This window comes from Streptomyces sp. NBC_01304 (assembly GCF_035975855.1).
GTDB lineage: Bacteria > Actinomycetota > Actinomycetes > Streptomycetales > Streptomycetaceae > Streptomyces.
This window is the reverse complement of sequence record NZ_CP109055.1, coordinates 7,640,941-7,657,546: the sequence shown is the minus strand read 5'-3', so window position 1 is coordinate 7,657,546 and position 16,606 is coordinate 7,640,941. Positions and strand designations below refer to the sequence as shown.

Here is a 16,606-nt window from a genome sequence, read left to right as displayed (position 1 = left end):
CCGCTCAGCGGCAGCAGTCGGGTTCGAGTCCCGCCGGGAGCCGGCCGGTGCCGAAGACCGCGCACGTCGCCTCGTCGCCGCCCAGTGCGGCGACGGCGAGGAGCAGCGCGCCCGCCGTCCAGGCGGTGAGCTCCTGGGGCCAGATCGCCCGGTCCCCGTACACGTAACCCGTCCAGTACAGGCCCGACTCCTCGTCGCGCAGGTGCTGGATGGACTGCAGGATCTCCAGGGCCCGGTCCGACTCCCCCATCACCCAGAGGGCGAGGGCGAGTTCGGCGCTCTCGCCGCCGGTGACCCAGGGGTTCGGGACGACGCAGCGCACGCCCAGGTCCGGCACGACGAAGCGGTCCCAGCCGTCCTCGATGCGGGACTTGGCCTCGGGGCCGGTCAGCGCGCCGCCGAGGACCGGGTAGTACCAGTCCATGGAGTAGCGGTCCTTGTCGAGGAACCGCTCGGGGTGACTGCGGATCGCATGGCCGAGCGCGCCGGTCGCCAACTCCCAGTCGGGCTGCGGCTCTTCGCGCTCCTCGGCGATGGCGAGGGCGCAGCGCAGGGCCTGGTGGATGGAGGAGCTGCCGGTGAGCAGGGCGTCGGTGACCGGCGTCCCGTCCTCCTCGCGCTTCCAGCCGATCTGGCCGCCGGACTGCTGCATGGTGAGGACGCACTCGATCGCCGCGTACACCGCCGGCCACATGCGGTCGAGGAAGGTGTCGTCGCCGGTGGCCAGGTAGTGGTGCCAGACGCCGACGGCGATGTACGCGCAGAAGTTGGACTCTATGCCCCGGTCGGTCGGCGCCTCGAAGTCCCCGTCGGCGTACGCCGCGTACCAGGAGCCGTCCGCGTTCTGGTGCCGGGCCAGCCAGTCGTAGGCGCGCTCGGCGGCCGCGTGCTCGCCCGCCGCGTCCAGCGCCATGGCGGCCTCGGTGTGGTCCCAGGGGTCGAGGTGGTGCCCGCGGAACCACGGTATGGCGCCGTCCGCGCGCTGCACCGCGAGGATGCCCCGTACGGTCTGGGCGGCCTGCTCCTGGTCGAGGACCCCGGGCAGCACCAGGTGTTCCGTCCGGGGTGTCGTCACTTGGCGCCCGCCACGGAGGCCTCGGCGGTCTCAGCGGCGGCCTTGGGCAGGTGCGGCTTGGTGGCGTAGGCGACGAAGCTCTTGCCGATGGCCGGGTTGAGGGCCCGCTCGGCGAGCTTGGTGACCTTGCTGATGCCGGGCGTCTTCATGATGTCCCAGACCAGGAGCTGGTGGTACGCGCGGACCGGCAGGGCCTTGTCGTTGTCGACGCCGAACGCGCACTTGAGCCACCAGTAGGGCGAGTGCAGGGCGTGGGCGTGATGGGTGCCGTACGGCTTCAGGCCCGCCTCCTTCATCTTGCCCAGGAGCTCTTCGGCCTTGTAGATGCGGATGTGCCCGCCCTCGACCTCGTGGTAAGCGTCGCTGAGCGCCCAGCAGACCTTCTCGGGTCCGTAGCGCGGGACGGTCACCGCTATGCGGCCGCCCGGCTTGAGGACGCGGACCATCTCGGCGAGGACGCCCTTGTCGTCCGGGATGTGCTCCATGACCTCGGAGATGATCACGACGTCGAAGGACTCGTCGGGGAAGGGGAGCGCCAGGGCGTCGCCCTCCATGGCGGTGGCGGTGGCTCCGGCGGGGGCCTCGCCCGCTTCCTTCATCGCCGCGAACCACTTGGCGACCTCTTTGATTTCCTCCGCGTTCTGGTCGAGCGCGACGACCTGGGCGCCTCTGCGGTAGCACTCGAAGGCGTGCCTTCCGGCTCCGCAGCCGAGGTCCAGGACGCGGTCGCCTGCGGCGAGCGGGAAGCGGGTGAAGTCGACGGTCAGCACGCGGGCCTGCCTTCGCGGATGGGTCGGGGCATTGTCAAAAGTGCGGGTCGGTGGTGGCTGAGGCCGTTTGTCTCCCCGCCCCGCCCCTTCCCGAAATCCTCCGGAGGCCGGGGGCTGCGCCCCCAGACCCCCCGCGTCCTCAAACGCCGGACGGGCTGATTCATGCCGGCGGCAGCCTTACGGGAAGGGGCGGGGTGGGGGAGAAAACTCATCGCGACCCCGCACCGCGCCGAGCCTGCGCGACGGCGATCGCCTCCCGGTACCGGTCGGCCGTGCCCTCCGCCGCCCGCGCCCAGGTGAACTTGGCCAGCACGCGCGAGCGCCCCGCGGCGCCGAGCCGTGCCCGGAGCTCGGGGTCGTCCAGCAAGCGGGCAAGAGCCGAGGCCAGCGCCCCCGCATCCCCGGTCGGCACAGCAAGACAGCTCTCCCCGTCGGGCCCGGCGACCTCCGGGATGGCCCCACCCGTCGTGGCCACCAGCGGCGTACCCGTCGCCATGGCCTCCGCGGCCGGCAGCGAGAAGCCCTCGTACAGCGACGGTACGCACGCGACCTGCGCCGACCGCACCAGATCGACCAGCTCGGCGTCGGTGATGCCCTTGACGAACTCGACCGCGCCCTCGAGGCCGTACCGCTCGATGGCCGTCGCGACCGGGCCGTCCTCGGCGCGCTTGCCGACGACGACCAGGTGCGCGGCCGGGTTCTCGGTACGCAGCTTCGCCAGCGCCTCGATCAGGTGGACCAGGCCCTTGAGCGGGACGTCCGCGCTCGACGTCGTCACGATCCGCCCCGGCACCTCGGGCACGGACGGATCCGGCGAGAACAGGTCGGTGTCGGCGCCGATGTGGACGACGTGGATGCGGTCGGCCCGCACCCCGAGGTGGTCGACGATCTCCTGACGCGACGTACCGGAGACGGTGAGCACCGACGGCAGCCGGCGTGCGACGCGCTTCTGCATGCGCGTGAAGCCGTACCAGCGCCGCACGGAGGCGCGCTTGCGCCAGTCCGGGGCGGCGTCCAGCTCCAGCCGACGGTCGACCGTGATCGGGTGGTGGATGGTGGTGACGAGCGGTGCGCCCAGCACACCGGGTCCGCCCAACAGGCCATAGCCCAGCGTCTGGTTGTCGTGCACGACGTCGAACTCGCCCTGCCGGGCGGCCAGATGGCGGCGCGCGCGCAGCGAGAAGCTGAGCGGCTCGGGGAAGCCGCCGGTGCGCATCGTGGCGAACTCGACGCCGTCGACCCAGTCGCGGAACTCGTCCCGCTTCGGGGTGCGGAACGGGTCGGGGCTGCGGTACAGGTCGAGGCTCGGCAGCTCGGTGAGCGTGACGCCCTCGCCGAGCGAGTCGAGCACCGGGTAGGGCTGGGCGCCGATCACCTCGACCTGGTGGCCGAGGCGGGCGAGTTCGCGGGAGAGATGGCGTACGTAGACGCCCTGGCCCCCGCAGAACGGGTTCCCTTTATAGGTGAGGAGCGCGATCCGCAGCGGCCGGCCGTCGTCGGCATCGGACCGCGCGGGCGACTCGGGCGATGGGACGCGCGACCCCTTGCGGGAGCTGCCCGTCTCTATGGCCTCAGCGGTCACTCGCGGCCCCCTTCTCCCAGCACTGTCCCGCGACATTACGCCGGGACGCTAACCTAGAACAAGTTTCAGACTTGATCGTTCAAGGAGCTTTGAATTTACCGGCAGGTAAGCAACCTGGAAGGCCTGGATCAGGTGATTCGCGCCACGACTTGCGCCCTGCCATGCTGTGCTGCTCGCGGGCCCGGTTCCCAGGCCCGCCGGATCTACACCGTGGAACGGGACATATGAGTGCGGAAGCGAAGGAATCCGGCGGCAGCGATCTTTCCGGCCTTGCCGGCCTTTCGGGCATGGCGCCTCCCGCCCTGACCGAACGCCAGGAAGCCCGCCGGCGCCGCATTCTGCACGCCAGCGCCCAGCTGGCCAGCCGGGGCGGATTCGACGCGGTGCAGATGCGCGAGGTCGCCGAGTCGTCGAGCGTCGCACTCGGGACGCTCTACCGGTACTTCCCGTCCAAGGTCCACCTGCTGGTCGCGACCATGCAGGATCAGCTGCAGCACATGCACACCACCATCCGCAAACGCCCGCCCGCCGGTGACTCCGCGGCCGAGCGGGTCGCCGAGACCCTGATGCGGGCCTTCCGCGCCCTGCAGCGCGAGCCGCACCTCGCGGACGCCATGGTCCGGGCCCTGACCTTCGCCGATCGTTCGGTGAGCCCCGAGGTCGACACGGTCTCGCGGCTGACCACGGCGATCATCCTGGACGCGATGGGCCTGGAGAATCCGACGCCGCAGCAGCTCTCCGCGGTCCGGGTGATCGAGCACACCTGGCACTCGGCGCTGATCACCTGGCTCTCGGGGCGTGCGTCGATCGCACAAGTGAAGATCGACATCGAGACGGTCTGCCGTCTGATCGACCTCACGACCGCCGAGTCCTGACCCACTGGCCGACCTCACGACCGCCGAGTCCTGACCCACTGGCCGACCTCACGACCGCCGAGTCCTGACCCACTGGCCGACCTCACGACCCCGCGCCCCCACGACCTCACGGCCTCCGGCGCCCACCCCTCCCCGGCCGTCTCTCCCGGCGCGCCGCTCGGTCCACAGTGTGGCCACCAGGTGTGCGCCAAGTGGCCGTTCCGCAAGGGCAGTTGCGCGCATGCTTCACCTGCGCGCGGGTGTGCGCCCCCGTGCCTCCCCTTGGCCGGTTCTCCCGCCCCTGCAGGGGCACTCGCCGCTCAGAATGGTGGGCGTGCCGACGTGAAGAACCGGTAAGCGGGGAGCTGGAGGGGCAAACGTGATCCGGGTACTTCTGGTGCACGAAGCACGATTATTGCGCTCGGCGTTAGCCGAACGCCTGGCCGGAGAGGAGGACTTGGAGGCTCATCACGCCTGTTGGCGCAGCGCCCCCGGCCGGGCCCGAGCCCTGCGTCCCGATGTGTGCGTCGCGGACCTGGACTGTTCGGACTCGTACGGCATCGCACCGCTGGGCGAGCTGCCGTACCGCTTTCCCGACGCCGGGGAGTGCCGGCTCCTGGTGATTGCGAGTGCGAGCCGTCCCGGCCTGCTGCGACGGGCCGCCGAGGCACACGCCCTCGGGTACATCGACGTGGACAGCTCACCGGAGGAACTGATCCATGGCATAAGGACGGTCGCCAAGGGACAGGCGTTCATCGACGAATCGCTCGGGTTCGGCTTCCTCAAGGCGGCCAAGATGCCGTTGACGCAACGGGAGTTGAGCGTGCTGTCACTGGCCGCGCAGGGGGCCTCGGTCGCCGAGATCGCGGGCAGTCTGCATCTGTCCCACGGCACGGTGCGCAACTACATGGCCGCCATCACGCGGAAGATCGGGGCGCGCAACCGGGTCGACGCGATCCGGATCTCGCAGGGCGAGGGCTGGCTCTGAACCCTCGCCCCGCGGGGCCTGCCCCTGCTGCGCCCCCTGCTGTGACCAGGTGCCGGCCAGATCCCGGTAGAGCGCCGAGCGGGTGAGCAGCTCGGTGTGGCTGCCGCAGACGGTGTGCGTCCCGTCCATCACCAGGGTCCGTTCGGCGCGATGGGCCGAGCTGATGCGGTGGGCGATCACCACGAGGGTGGTGCCGGGGCGGGCCGCGAAGGCGCGTTCCGCACGGGCCTCGGCGGCCGGGTCCAGGTGGCAGGTGGCCTCGTCGAGCAGGGCGAGGGGGGCGGGCGAGAGGTAGGCGCGGGTGAGCGCGACCAGTTGCCGCTCCCCCGCCGAGAGCGTCGCCGGGTCGAGGGGCGCGTCGGGCCCGCCGATCCGGTCCATGACCGGGGTGAGGCCGATCGCCCCGGCGGCGGCGAGCAGTTCGGCGTCGGGCACCGGGTCCGGTCGCAGATACCCGAGGTTGGCACGGAGCGTGCCGGTGAAGACGTACGCCTCCTGCGGGATCAACACCCTTCGCCGGACGGCCTTTTGGGACCGGGCCGGCTCCCCGCACACCCACGCCCCGCCCGCGTCCGGCACCAGGAGCCCCGCGACGAGCCCGGCCAGCGTGGACTTCCCGATGCCGCTGGGCCCCACCACCGCGAGATGCCCGCCCCGCGGAACGACCAGATCAAGCCCCTTCACCACGGGGTCCGCGCCCGGGCCGTACGCGAACGTGAGCGCGGAGACCTCCAGGGCGGGCGCGCCGGCCGACGGCGCCGGGACCGTGGCCCGCCGGTCCGGGAACCTCGGGGCCGGCGCCTCGGCCGTCAACCGGCGCAGCACGACCACGAGCCGTGAACCGCTCGCGCCCAGGCCGTGCACCAGGTTCTGCAGGGCGGGCAGCAAGGACTGGGCGACATAGGTCAGGGCGCCGACCAGGGCGCCGGGTGACACGCCCCGGCGCAGGAGCCAGGGGGCGGTCACGAGGAGGAGCAGGAGCGGGAGTTGGCCCCCGATGCCCAGGGCGAGGACCCGCAGGACCCCCCAGCGGGCCAGGCTCCGGGCCGCCCGGTACTCCGCCTCGACCAGCTCGCCCGCCGCTTCCCCGACGGCCCGCTCGGCGCCCGCCGCCGTGACGTCGCGCAGCCCCGGCGCCACCGTCGCGAGGTCGGCCGACACGGCCTCGTCGGCGACCAGGAACGCCTCCTGCCGCGCGGCGAGCGGCCGCAGTGTGGTGAGGAACAGGGCCACGCCCAGGACGAGCGGCGGCAGCACCACGAACAGCAGGGGCGGCGCGAGCGCGAACAGCCCGATCAGCGCCCCCGCGGCGGTGAAGAGGAAGGAACGCGACACCATGATCAGGCCGGCGAAGGTGTCGCGGGCGATCTCCACCTGCTGGGTGAGCCGCGAGACCGCGCCCCCGTCGGCGTCCCGCACCCCTCTGTCGACGACGCGCCGCACGAGCAAGTCCCGTACGGGTTCGACCAGTTCGGCCACGGCCAGATACACCCGGTTCGTGCCGTACGCACCAGCGAGGACCGCGAGCGCGGCGAGCCCGAGCCAGCCGAGTCCGGTGCTCTGCCGCCCCGCGAGGAACCCGTCGTCGAGGGCGCGCGCGAGGGCGTAGCCCATGAGGAAGGTCTGCCCGGTCTCCAGGACGGACCAGACCGTGAGCCGCAGGAGCACGCGGGGGCGGCGGCGCAGGAAGCGAAGACCTCGGCGGTACGTTCCCGGGCTCGGGCCACCCGCCCCGCTCTTGGCCTCTCCCGGGCCGGGCGCCGCACCCCCCTGAGCCGCCGGGCTCATGCGCCGCCCTCCCCTTCACTCTCAGCCGCGCCCGCGCCCGCGCCCGCGTCCCCGCCTTCCCCGTCCCCCGCAAACACCGCCCGATACGACGGATTGCGCCACAGCACCGCATGGGGCCCGAGCGCCCGGATCCGGCCGCCGTCGAGCCAGGCCACCGTGTCGGCGCGGGCCGCCGTGGTGGCGCGGTGGGCCACGACGAGGCGGGTGGTCGCCGGGGTGTGGCGGAGCAGGGCGTCGGCGATCTCGTGCTCGGTGATCATGTCGAGGCTGGACATCGCGTCGTCCAGGATCAGCAGTCGACCACCGTGCGTGAACGCCCTTGCCAGACCGAGCCGTTGGACCTCGCCGCCGGAGAGCGGGGCGTCCAGGCAGGCGGTGTCGTAGCCCTGGGGCAGTCGCCGTACGAAGCCGTCGGCGCGGGCCGCGCGGGCGGCGCGTACGACGTCGTCCCGGGAGGAGGTGTCGGAGCCGAGCGCGATGGTTCCGCCCAGGGTGCCCCCGAGCAGCGCCGGGCGCTCGAAGGCGTAGCCGATCTCGCGGCGCAGGGCGGCACGGGTCAGGTCGGGCAGCGGGACGCCGTCCAGCAGGACGGTTCCCGCGTCGGGGTCCGTGAGGCGCCCCGCGACCGCCGCGAGCAGGGACTTGCCCGCGCCCGACACACCGACCACCGCGAGCGTCGTACCGGCGGGGACGGTGAGGTCGAGTGCGTCGAGGACGGGGCGGCCGTCACGGTGGGCGGATATGCCGCGCAGCTTCAACTCGCCCTGCCCGTCCAGCACTTCGACGCTTCCGTGCCCCGGTGCGGGCTCGGACAGGACCTCGCCGAGGCGCTGTCCCGCGGCCCTCGCGCGGACGAGGCCCGCCAGGTGGCCGACGAGGACGCCGACGCCGGTGGCGAGCGCGGCATAGCGGGTGGTGGCCAGCAACTGCCCGACGGTGAGCCGGTGTTCCAGGACCAGGTGGCCCGCCGTCACCAGGATCGCGATCTGCAGCAGCGGGGCGAGCGCCACCGCGCCGCCGCTCGCGCGGCCCTGGATCCGCCACATCCGGCGGCCCTGCCGGGCCAGTTCGGGCAGGGGTTCAAGGATGCGCCCGGCTTCCTTCTCCTCCGTACGGGCGGCCGCGACGGTGCGGGCGCCGCCGATCGCCTCGGTCAGGCGGCCCGCGATGTCGCCCTGGATGCGCTGGTACTGCGCCACGCAGTCGGACGAGGCGCGGGCGAAGGAACGTAGGAGAAGGGCGAGAGCGGGTGCGCCGGCCAGGAACACGATGGCCAGCCAGGGGTGCAGCAGGGCCAGCGCCACGATCGCGCCGAGCGGCGCGACCAGCGCGGCGAGCAGCGCGGCGAAGGTCGCGGGGGCGGGCCCGGCCTGGGCGGTGTTGCCGACGAGCCGGGCCAGCAGTTCGCCGGCCGGGAAGCGGGCGGTGGTCCGGGGTCCGGCCGCGAGGACGTGGCGGAGCAGCCGCAGTCGCAGCCAGGCCGTGGTGCGGGCGTTGGTGGTGCCGGTCAGGATCTCCTCGCAAGAGTCCAGGACGGTCATCCCGCCGAGCAGGGCCGCGCTGATCAGCAGCCAGCGGCCGACCTCGCCGCCGACGGAGTCCATGACCCCGGCGGCGTACGCCGTGAAGATCGCGTCGAGCGTGCGGGCGAGCGCGTACGGCAGCAGCAGGGCGGCGCCGGCCGAGGCGACGGTCAGCAGCGCCAAGGCGGTGCAGCGCAGCGCGCTGTACCGGGTCGCCGCGCCGAGGAGCTCGTCACCGGATGCCTTCATGGGGCGTCAACTCCCTGCGTCGGGCGCGCGTGGGGGCGGGCCCTCCCGTTGAGGGGAGAGGGCCCGCCCGTCAGAGAACCGTCAGAGACAAAGGACGATGCTCGCCGCGCTCCAGCAGAGCAGCAGGCTCGCGCTGCTGCCGCCGCCACCGCCGCCGCCACCGGTCATCTCTTCGGCTTCCATGTCCTGCAGGTCCAGAAGTGCCATGGTTTCCCTCTCCTTCATGTGTGGGGACGGGGTTCGTCTTGCTACGGCTCCGCTACAGCGCGGAGCCGGCTTCAGGGCCGCCTGAGCGGCGGGAGGAACGGCAGGTGTACGCGGGTGGCCTCGCCCAGCGCCGCCCCCAGGGCGAGGAGGCAGCCGGCCGTTCCGGTGGCGAGGTCCATGGAGAGGCGCATCATCTGGTGGCCGGGGAAGGCGAGTTGGCCCTGGTAGGGCATCGCGAACCAGCCGAGCCCCGCGATCTGCGCGGCCAACAGGTCGGGGCTCGCCTCCGGCGTGGTGGTGCGGCCGAGGTGCAGGATCATTCCGGCGCGGCCCGCGAAGAGGCCGGGCTGGGCGTAGAAGCGGGCGGTCGCGGCGGCCAGGATGCCGGTGCGCGCCTGCGCGAAGGCCTCGACGGTCTCGTCCGGCGGCGAGCCGCCCGTGCGGGCCGCGAGCCAGTCGTCGAGCACCATGCCGATGCCCACGCTGCCGTCCGCGAGGTACGGCATGGTGCGCCAGCCCTCGTCGACCTGGAGGCTGCCGTCCTGCGGAACGACGCACTTGTCCAGGTCCAACCGGAGCGCGTCCGCGGCCCGTTCGAGCAGCTCGGGTGCGCCGGTGCGCTCGTACAGCCGCAGCAGGAACAGGGCGGGTCCCGCCATGCCGTGCATCAGTCCCGCGCGCCGTCGCGGCCCGCTCCCTGCGCGGTCGGCGTCGCGCAGGGCGACGATCCGGTCGGCGACGAGCTGCCCGGCCTCCAACGCCCGTTCGGCCAGGGCGGTTTCCCCGGTGGTGCGGGCGAGGTGGTCGAGGGTCAGGCCGAGTCCGGCGAGGCCGCCGTGCAGATCGTGGCCGAGGCGCTGCCACCGCTCGGCGAGGACCTGCTCGACGAGGTCGAGGGCGCGCTTCGGGTGGCCGAGCCGGTCCAGGGCGAAGGCGACGCCCGCGAGTCCGTCGTACAGGCCGGGCGGTGTGCCGAGCGGCACCTGGTCGGTGTGGCCGAGCAGCCAGCTCTCGCCCGCTTCGTAGCGTTCGGCGCCGGTCTCGGCGAGGGCGTACAGGACCCCGGCGGCACCATGGGCGAGGCCGAGTCCGCCGCCGTCGGTGAACTGGGCGATGTCGCCGGGGAAGAGCCGGTCGTCGCGCTCCGGTGTGGCGGAGGCGAGGATCGCCCCGACCATCGAGTCACGGCTGCGGGGCCAGTCGCCCGGCTCGACGAGGGGCGCGGCGGCGGCAGGTGCTCCGGCAAGTCCCGCCCGTGCGGTGCCGGTGGCCCCCGCCCGGGTCGTCGGCCCCCCTCCGGTCGCCGACCCGGCACCGGGTATCTCCGCGCCGACCGCCACCCCCGCGGCGGCCGGCACCTCTCGTGCGTCGCGGGTGATCTCGGCGACGGCTTCGTCCAGGAACTCCCTCGGCACAGCCGGGAATTCGGTCGAGATGATCTCGGCGAGATGGGCCGCCTTGCCGCGGTCCACGACGAACAGCGTGGTGATCGGCAGGAACAGCGCGAGCCGCAGACAGGCCAGCGCATAGCGGTCGACGTCGGTCCCGGTGCGATCCGGCGGGGCCATGAACGCCGGGCTGGCGACGAGCTGCCGGCCGCGTTCCTCGACGGGCGCGGCGGCCTCGAAGTCGAGGAGGGACACGGTCTGTTCGTCGGGCGCGACCATGATGTTGAACATGTGCAGGTCGTTGAAGACGATCCCGCGCCCGTGCACGGCCGCGACCGCCTCCTCGACGGCACGGTGGATGCGCAGCGCCCAGTCCGTGTACGAGGCCACCGCGTCCGGATCGGGCCGGTGCGTGATCAGCGGATGGCGCTCCGCGAAGAACGAGTTGAGGGTGCGCCCCTCCACGAAGTCCATGACGAGGAAGCGGTGGTCGCCGAGGGTGAACCAGTCCCGCACCTCGGGTGCGACCCCGAGCCCCGACAGCCGCTCCAGGGCGGCCTTCTCGCGCCCCAGGCGGGCCACCGCATCGGCCCCGTCGGCGGCCAGACCGGCGTGCGGACGGCCCTCCTTGAGGACGACCTTGCGGTCGTCGCGGGTGTCGCGGCCCCGGTAGACGCCGCCGCCGTTGGAGAAGTGCAGCGCCTTCTCGAAGCGGTAGGGCAGGTCGCCGACGGTCGTCTCGTTGCGCGCCGCGAGCTCGGGTTCGAGGAAGGCGGGCAGGGTCACCCAGGCCGGGACCTTGAAGGCCGGGTCCCTGGGGTCGGGCACCAGCTTGCCGGTGCCGTCCTCGATGGCGGGCACGAGGTTGCCGCGCTCATCGGCGACGAAGCGGCGGGTGAAGGCGCCGTACCGCACATAGAGCGGGCCGTCCTGCCAGCGCAGATCGGTGAGGATGTACGGCCCTTCCAGGCCGCGCAGCAGCTCCCCCAGCTCCTCCAGGACGGCGCGCAACTGCCCTTCGCCGTCCGGGTAGATGGTGGCGAACTTGCCGCTCTTGTCGCGTCCCGCGTACTTGCTGTTGCGCAGGTGCAGCAGATGCGCCGCCGGTACGAACTTGAAGGGGATGCCGCGCGATATGCAGTAGTCCCACACCAGCGCGGCGATCCGGTCCGCGTTCTGCCGGGTGGCGGAGGCGTGGATCTTCCAGCCCTGCTGGAGCCCGCGCCGGGAACCGTCGTCGGGTCCGGCCGGGACGAAGTTCAGCCAGTCGCCGACGCGTTCGGAGCGCCAGCCCGCGGGAACGTCACGGCGGGCGGTGGCGAAGGAGGGTGCGGCCTGCTGCTGTCCGCTCGCGGGGTGCGGAGCATTCGTGGACAGCCGGTCCGGGGTCTCGTAGAAATGCCGGTCGGCAAGCGCGTAGACCTCGTACCGCTTGTCCATGGTGTCCCCTCCCTGGCGGCGTGGCATCGAGATTTCCACGCCGCCGGGGAGGCGGACAGTAGCGCCTGTCATCAGATGACCATGCGGAACGCATGGGTCAACTGGTGTTCGGTTTGTTCGAGTTGAGCTGCCGCCCAGGCGGGTTCAGTTGCCGCCCAGGCGGGTTCAACTACCGCCCAGGCGGGTTCAACCGCTCCTCGGGCGGGTTCAGCTGCCCCTCGGGCCGGTTCGGCTACTCCTCGGGCGGAAAGACCGGCTCCCCGCTCCCGAGCAACGTGATGGTGATCGCCTCGACCGGGCAGCCCTCGGCCGCGGCGAGCACCTCCTCGTGGGCGTCCGTCTCGGCCTCGGTGGGGTGCGACTGGCGGGCCGAGTCGAGCGTGAAGCCGCCCGGCGCGCTGTTCACACACATCCCGGACCCGATGCAGACGCCCCGGTCGACCTCTACATGCCAGCGGTCTCCCATGCGGCGCTCACCCCTCGTACCCGTTCGGCAGGTGGATCATCTTGTGCTCGAAGTACTCGCCGTAGCCCTCGGGTCCGAACTCCCGGCCCACGCCGGAGTTCTTGTAGCCGCCGAACGGGCCGAGCATGTCGAGGCTGAAGGTGTTCACGGAGAAGGTTCCGGTGCGCACCTGGCGGGCGATGTCGATGCCGTGCTCGGTGTCCGCGGTCCATACGCTGCCGGAGAGGCCGTACTCCGAGTCGTTGGCGATCTTCAGGGCCTCGGCCTCGTCGCCGTACGGGATAAGGCAGATGACCGGTCCGAAGATCTCCTCCTGCGCGATCCGCATGGAGTTGTCGACGTCGCCGAAGAGCGTCGGCTCGACGTACCAGCCCTTGTCGAGCCCGGCCGGACGCCCGCCGCCGGTGAGGATCTTGGCGCCTTCCTCCTGGCCGATGCGGATGTAGTCGAGCGAGCGCTGCTGCTGGCGCTTGGCGACGAGGGGGCCGAGTTCGGTGGCCGGGTCGAGCGGGTCGCCGACCTTCAGGTTGCCCGCGTAGGCCGCGAAGGCCTCGGCGAACTCGTCGTAGCGGCTGCGCGGGACGAGGATGCGGGTCTGGGCCACACAGGCCTGGCCGTTGATCATCCAGGCGAAGGGCCCGATGCCGGCGACGGCGGTCGCCACGTCGGCGTCCGGCAGGATGATCGCGGCCGACTTGCCGCCCAACTCCAGGGTGACGGGCGTGAGGTTGCGGGCGCAGACCTCCATGACGCGCTTGCCCGCCGCGACCGAGCCGGTGAAGGAGACCTTGTCCACACCGGGGTGGGCGACCAGGTACTCACTGACCTCGCGGTCGGCCGGGATGACGGAGAGCACGCCCTCGGGCAGGCCGGCCTCCGCGCAGATCTCGGCGAGCAGATAGCCGTCGAGCGGGGTCTCGGGCGAGACCTTGAGGATCGCCGGGCAGCCCGCGAGCAGGGCGGGGGCGAGCTTGGCGGCAGCGGTGAACTGCGGGACGTTCCAAGGGACCACGGCCGCGACGACGCCGACCGGCTCGCGGCGGACCAGGATCTTGCCGAGGATGCCGTCGCGCTTCTCCTCGTACGTGAAGTTGCGTGCGGTGGTGATCGCCGCGTCCCACACCATCATCGAGGCGAGCGACTGCACCATCACGCTGGAGGTGTAGGGCGTGCCGTTCTGCGAGCTGATGGTGCGCGCTATCTCCTCGTGGCGCACGAGGAAGGCGTCCTTGATCTTGGTGACGACCTCGATGCGCTCCTCGAGCGACATCCGCGGCCAGGGGCCTTCCTCGAAGGCCTTGCGGGCGACGGCTACGGCGCGGTCCACATCGGCGGGCGCGGCGTGCGGGACGCGGCCGATGACCTCCTCGGTGTGCGGGGAGATCACTTCGATGACGTCTTTGCCCAGGGGATCGACCAACTCCCCGCCGATGAACAGCTTTCCGTGTTCCACGAGCTCGGTCATGAGCGACTGCCTCCTGCGGGCCTTGGCCGGGCGGTTCCTGACGCTGCGTTCGCTGCAGTTTCTGACACTGCCTCAGACTTTTGAGAACTGATACCAGTTCTAGTTCAAGTAGTCCACGGAGGGAACTCTTCGGACAGAAGCGGATGGTGGACCTGGGCTACTACTGAAACTAGTTCTAGTTATAGTGGCGGCAAGTCAAGCTCAGAGGGGGCGCTCCATGACGCAGGTGACCGAGCACGGCGGCGGCGTGTGGAGCATCAAGGTGCCGATCCCGAAGAACCCGCTCGGGAACACGCTGGTCCACCTCCTCGACACCGACCGCGGCCCGGTCCTGATCGACACCGGCTGGGACGACCCGGACTCCTGGGACATGCTGGTCGCCGGACTCGACGCGTGCGGCGTCGCGATCGGCGACGTACACGGCGTGGTGATCACCCACCACCACCCCGACCACCACGGTCTGTCGGGTCAGGTGCGCGAGGCCTCGGGCGCGTGGCTGGCGATGCACCCGGCGGACACCCATGTCGTACGGCGCACCCAGGAGCAGCGCCCGGGCGAGTGGGTTGACTACATCACCGCCAAGCTGACCGCGGCCGGCGCCTCCGAGGAGCACCTGGCGCCGCTGATCGCCGCCCGCGACTCGGGCCGGATGCGCACGGTGCCGGGGCTCAACTCCGCGCTCCCGGACCGGGAGATCACCCCCGGCGAGCTGCTCGACCTGGCCGGGCGCAAGTTGCGCGCGATCTGGACGCCCGGCCACACGCCCGGCCACGTCTGTCTGCACCTGGAGGAGGAGCACCCGGCGAACAAGCCGGGCCACGGCCGCCTCTTCTCCGGCGACCACCTGCTGCCCGAGATCACCCCGCACATCGGCCTGTACGAGGACCCGGACGACGCGACCGTCACTGATCCGCTCGGCGACTACCTGGCCTCCCTGGAACGCATCGCCCGCCTCGGCGTCGCCGAGGTCCTGCCCGCCCACCAGTACGCGTTCACCGACGCGGCCGGCCGCGTCCAGGAGCTGCTCGACCACCACGAGGAGCGCCTGCGCGACCTGCGCACCCTGCTCGCCACGCCGCTCACGCCGTGGCAGCTCGCGGTACAGATGGAGTGGAACCGGCCCTGGGACGAAATCCCCTACGGCTCCCGGAACATCGCCGTCTCGGAGGCGGAGGCCCATCTGCGCCGCCTGGTGAAACTGGGGCACGCGGAGGCCGTCCCGGGGAGCGATCCGGTGACGTACTGCGCGGTGTAGCTGATCTATCAGCCCGTCCGGCGTTTGAGGACATCTTTCGAAGCCGGCGGCAGCCTTACGGGAAGGGGCGGGGTGGGGAAAAAATCCTGCCCCTGACCGGCCGGTACAGTAGGCGGGTCATCCCACGCCCGTACGGGGGGAAGCCGGTGCAATCCCGGCGCTGTCCCGCAACCGTGAGCCGCCAGACGAAGGCGGCAAGCCGGAATGCCCCGCACGGCCGTGCTGGCTCCATCGCCGTCCAGGCGATCGGATCCCGTCGAGGTAAACGGATCCGGAGCCCGGTGCCCCAGCGGACCGTGCCCGGCCCCCGCAGGAGAGGCACCCGCCACATCATGAACATCAGCCGTAGCGCGGCAGCGCTTGCCGCCGCCACCGCCGTGCTCTTCGTGGCCGGAGCCCCGGCCGCCATGGCCGACGAGACCCCCTCGTCCTCGGCCCCGCCCGCCGCCCTCCCCTCCGGGCTCTACGGCAAGAAGGACCCGAAGTTCGACGGCGTCTTCCGCCAGTCGTACGCGCTGCTCGCCCAGGACACCGTCGGCGTGAAGCCGGCCGCCAAGGCCGTGGACTGGCTGACGGCCCAGCAGTGCGACAGCGGCGGCTTCGCGCCGTTCCGGGCCGACCCGTCCGAGCCCTGCGACTCCAAGGCCCCGGTCGAGGCCGACGCGACGGCCGCCGCCGTACAGGCGCTGAGCGCGCTCGGCGGCCAGGACAAGACCGTCAAGAAGGCCGTGGCCTGGCTGAAGTCCGTGCAGAACCAGGACGGCGGCTGGGGCTACAACCCGGGCCTGCCCAGCAGCGCCAACTCCACCGGCATCGTGGTCGGCGCGCTCGTCGCGGCCGGCGAGAAGCCCGCCGAGGTCAAGTCGCAGAAGGGCAAGTCGGCGTACGACGCGCTCCCGCAGCTCTCGATGGACTGCAAGGACGGCGAGGGCGCCTTCGGCCTCGCCGACTTCAAGACCGGCAAGCTCGCCCCCAACGCGGATGCCACCGCGGCCGGCGTACTCGGCAGCCTCGGCCAGGGCCTGGTCGTGAAGGCCGCCGACCAGCAGTCCGCCGCCAAGTGCGCCAAGGCCGACGACGTCGAGCAGGCCGCCAAGAACGGCGCCGCCTACCTCGCCAGCACCCTCGGCAAGGACGGCGACCACCTCATGTCGGCCATGCCGGGCGCCAAGGACCTGCCCGACTTCGGCAACACCGCCGACTCCGTCGTGGCCCTCGCCGCGGCCGGCCTGACCGACCAGGCCAAGAAGTCCTCGGACTGGCTCGCCAAGAACGCGGCGGACTGGGCCAAGGAGAGCGGCCCCGCCGCCTACTCCCAGCTGATCTTCGCCGCCCACGCCGCCGGCGCCGACCCGAAGAACTTCGGCGGCACCGACCTGGTGAAGGCCCTCAACGCGACCGGCCCGGCCCCCGAGAAGGCCGCCGCGTCCGAGGAGAAGAAGGACGAGAAGGACGACAGCGGCATCAGCGTCTGGTGGATCGTCGGCGTCGGCCTGGTCGCGGGCATCGGCATCGGCTTCCTGTTCAGCGGCCGCAACAAGAAGAACCAGCTGTGA

The 16,606-nt window shown here is 72.1% G+C and carries 12 protein-coding genes, 1 pseudogene and 1 riboswitch; of the genes and pseudogenes, 4 read left to right on the top strand and 9 right to left on the bottom strand.

The genetic code is table 11. The features are described from left to right. Window positions 1-4: 4 nt before the first annotated feature. The 3 genes from OG430_RS34040 to OG430_RS34030 all read right to left on the bottom strand — a co-directional run bounded on the left by OG430_RS34040 (window position 5) and on the right by OG430_RS34030 (window position 3,427). Window positions 5-1,075, bottom strand: coding sequence for a prenyltransferase (locus OG430_RS34040; protein ID WP_327356486.1), 1,071 nt, complete (start codon window positions 1,073-1,075; stop codon window positions 5-7). Beyond that, window positions 1,072-1,845 carry a class I SAM-dependent methyltransferase gene (locus OG430_RS34035; RefSeq protein ID WP_327356485.1) on the bottom strand — a complete coding sequence of 258 codons (774 nt, stop codon included), beginning with the start codon at window positions 1,843-1,845 and terminating at the stop codon, window positions 1,072-1,074. The genes OG430_RS34040 and OG430_RS34035 overlap by 4 nt, the downstream gene beginning before the upstream one ends. 208 nt (window positions 1,846-2,053) lie before the next feature. Then, complete coding sequence (locus OG430_RS34030) at window positions 2,054-3,427, bottom strand: glycosyltransferase family 4 protein (protein WP_327356484.1); 1,374 nt, start codon at window positions 3,425-3,427, stop codon at window positions 2,054-2,056. A 287-nt stretch (window positions 3,428-3,714) separates the two neighbouring features. On the opposite strand from OG430_RS34030, the gene OG430_RS34025 reads away from it, so the two are divergent. Both OG430_RS34025 and OG430_RS34020 read left to right on the top strand, forming a co-directional pair. After that, window positions 3,715-4,302, top strand: a complete 588-nt coding sequence (locus tag OG430_RS34025) for a TetR family transcriptional regulator (protein WP_327359333.1) — start codon at window positions 3,715-3,717, stop codon at window positions 4,300-4,302. A 358-nt stretch (window positions 4,303-4,660) separates the two neighbouring features. Continuing rightward, complete coding sequence (locus OG430_RS34020; RefSeq protein ID WP_327356483.1) at window positions 4,661-5,269, top strand: response regulator transcription factor; 609 nt, start codon at window positions 4,661-4,663, stop codon at window positions 5,267-5,269. A gap of 312 nt (window positions 5,270-5,581) precedes the next feature. Here OG430_RS34020 and OG430_RS34015 read toward each other — a convergent pair. The 6 genes and pseudogenes from OG430_RS34015 to OG430_RS33990 form a co-directional block, all read right to left on the bottom strand. Further along, window positions 5,582-6,607: pseudogene (locus tag OG430_RS34015) on the bottom strand (ATP-binding cassette domain-containing protein); the annotation flags it as partial. Between the two features lie 446 nt (window positions 6,608-7,053). After that, a complete protein-coding gene (locus tag OG430_RS34010) occupies window positions 7,054-8,829 on the bottom strand; it encodes an ABC transporter ATP-binding protein (RefSeq protein WP_327356482.1) in 1,776 nt (591 codons plus the stop codon). An 81-nt stretch (window positions 8,830-8,910) separates the two neighbouring features. Further along, complete coding sequence (locus OG430_RS34005) at window positions 8,911-9,036, bottom strand: SapB/AmfS family lanthipeptide (RefSeq protein WP_327356481.1); 126 nt, start codon at window positions 9,034-9,036, stop codon at window positions 8,911-8,913. A gap of 71 nt (window positions 9,037-9,107) precedes the next feature. Beyond that, the gene (gene lanKC, locus OG430_RS34000; RefSeq protein ID WP_327356480.1) at window positions 9,108-11,864 is read right to left on the bottom strand and encodes a class III lanthionine synthetase LanKC; all 2,757 of its coding nucleotides are present in this window, start codon (window positions 11,862-11,864) and stop codon (window positions 9,108-9,110) included. 232 nt (window positions 11,865-12,096) lie between these two features. After that, complete coding sequence (locus OG430_RS33995) at window positions 12,097-12,330, bottom strand: ferredoxin (protein ID WP_327356479.1); 234 nt, start codon at window positions 12,328-12,330, stop codon at window positions 12,097-12,099. Between the two features lie 7 nt (window positions 12,331-12,337). Then, entirely contained in the window at window positions 12,338-13,795 is a 1,458-nt protein-coding gene (locus OG430_RS33990; RefSeq protein WP_327356478.1) for an aldehyde dehydrogenase, read from the bottom strand. Between the two features lie 217 nt (window positions 13,796-14,012). Here OG430_RS33990 and OG430_RS33985 point away from each other — a divergent pair, with 217 nt between their 5' ends. Together OG430_RS33985 and OG430_RS33980 are read left to right on the top strand one after the other, a co-directional pair. Beyond that, the gene (locus OG430_RS33985; RefSeq protein WP_327356477.1) at window positions 14,013-15,050 is read left to right on the top strand and encodes an MBL fold metallo-hydrolase; all 1,038 of its coding nucleotides are present in this window, start codon (window positions 14,013-14,015) and stop codon (window positions 15,048-15,050) included. Window positions 15,051-15,186: 136 nt separating this feature from the next. Beyond that, window positions 15,187-15,260: riboswitch (cobalamin riboswitch) on the top strand. Between the two features lie 122 nt (window positions 15,261-15,382). Beyond that, the gene (locus OG430_RS33980) at window positions 15,383-16,606 is read left to right on the top strand and encodes a prenyltransferase/squalene oxidase repeat-containing protein (protein WP_327356476.1); all 1,224 of its coding nucleotides are present in this window, start codon (window positions 15,383-15,385) and stop codon (window positions 16,604-16,606) included.

What these genes read in the sequence shown, in the direction of transcription:
- OG430_RS34025 (WP_327359333.1), top strand. Translation starts at nt 3,715, where the DNA reads ATGGCGCCTCCCGCCCTGACCGAACGCCAGGAAGCCCGCCGGCGCCGC.
- OG430_RS34010 (WP_327356482.1), bottom strand. Translation starts at nt 8,829, where the DNA reads ATGAAGGCATCCGGTGACGAGCTCCTCGGCGCGGCGACCCGGTACAGC.
- OG430_RS34005 (WP_327356481.1), bottom strand. Translation starts at nt 9,036, where the DNA reads ATGGCACTTCTGGACCTGCAGGACATGGAAGCCGAAGAGATGACCGGT.
- lanKC (WP_327356480.1), bottom strand. Translation starts at nt 11,864, where the DNA reads ATGGACAAGCGGTACGAGGTCTACGCGCTTGCCGACCGGCATTTCTAC.
- OG430_RS33995 (WP_327356479.1), bottom strand. Translation starts at nt 12,330, where the DNA reads ATGGGAGACCGCTGGCATGTAGAGGTCGACCGGGGCGTCTGCATCGGG.
- OG430_RS33990 (WP_327356478.1), bottom strand. Translation starts at nt 13,795, where the DNA reads ATGACCGAGCTCGTGGAACACGGAAAGCTGTTCATCGGCGGGGAGTTG.
- OG430_RS33985 (WP_327356477.1), top strand. Translation starts at nt 14,013, where the DNA reads ATGACGCAGGTGACCGAGCACGGCGGCGGCGTGTGGAGCATCAAGGTG.
- OG430_RS33980 (WP_327356476.1), top strand. Translation starts at nt 15,383, where the DNA reads ATGAACATCAGCCGTAGCGCGGCAGCGCTTGCCGCCGCCACCGCCGTG.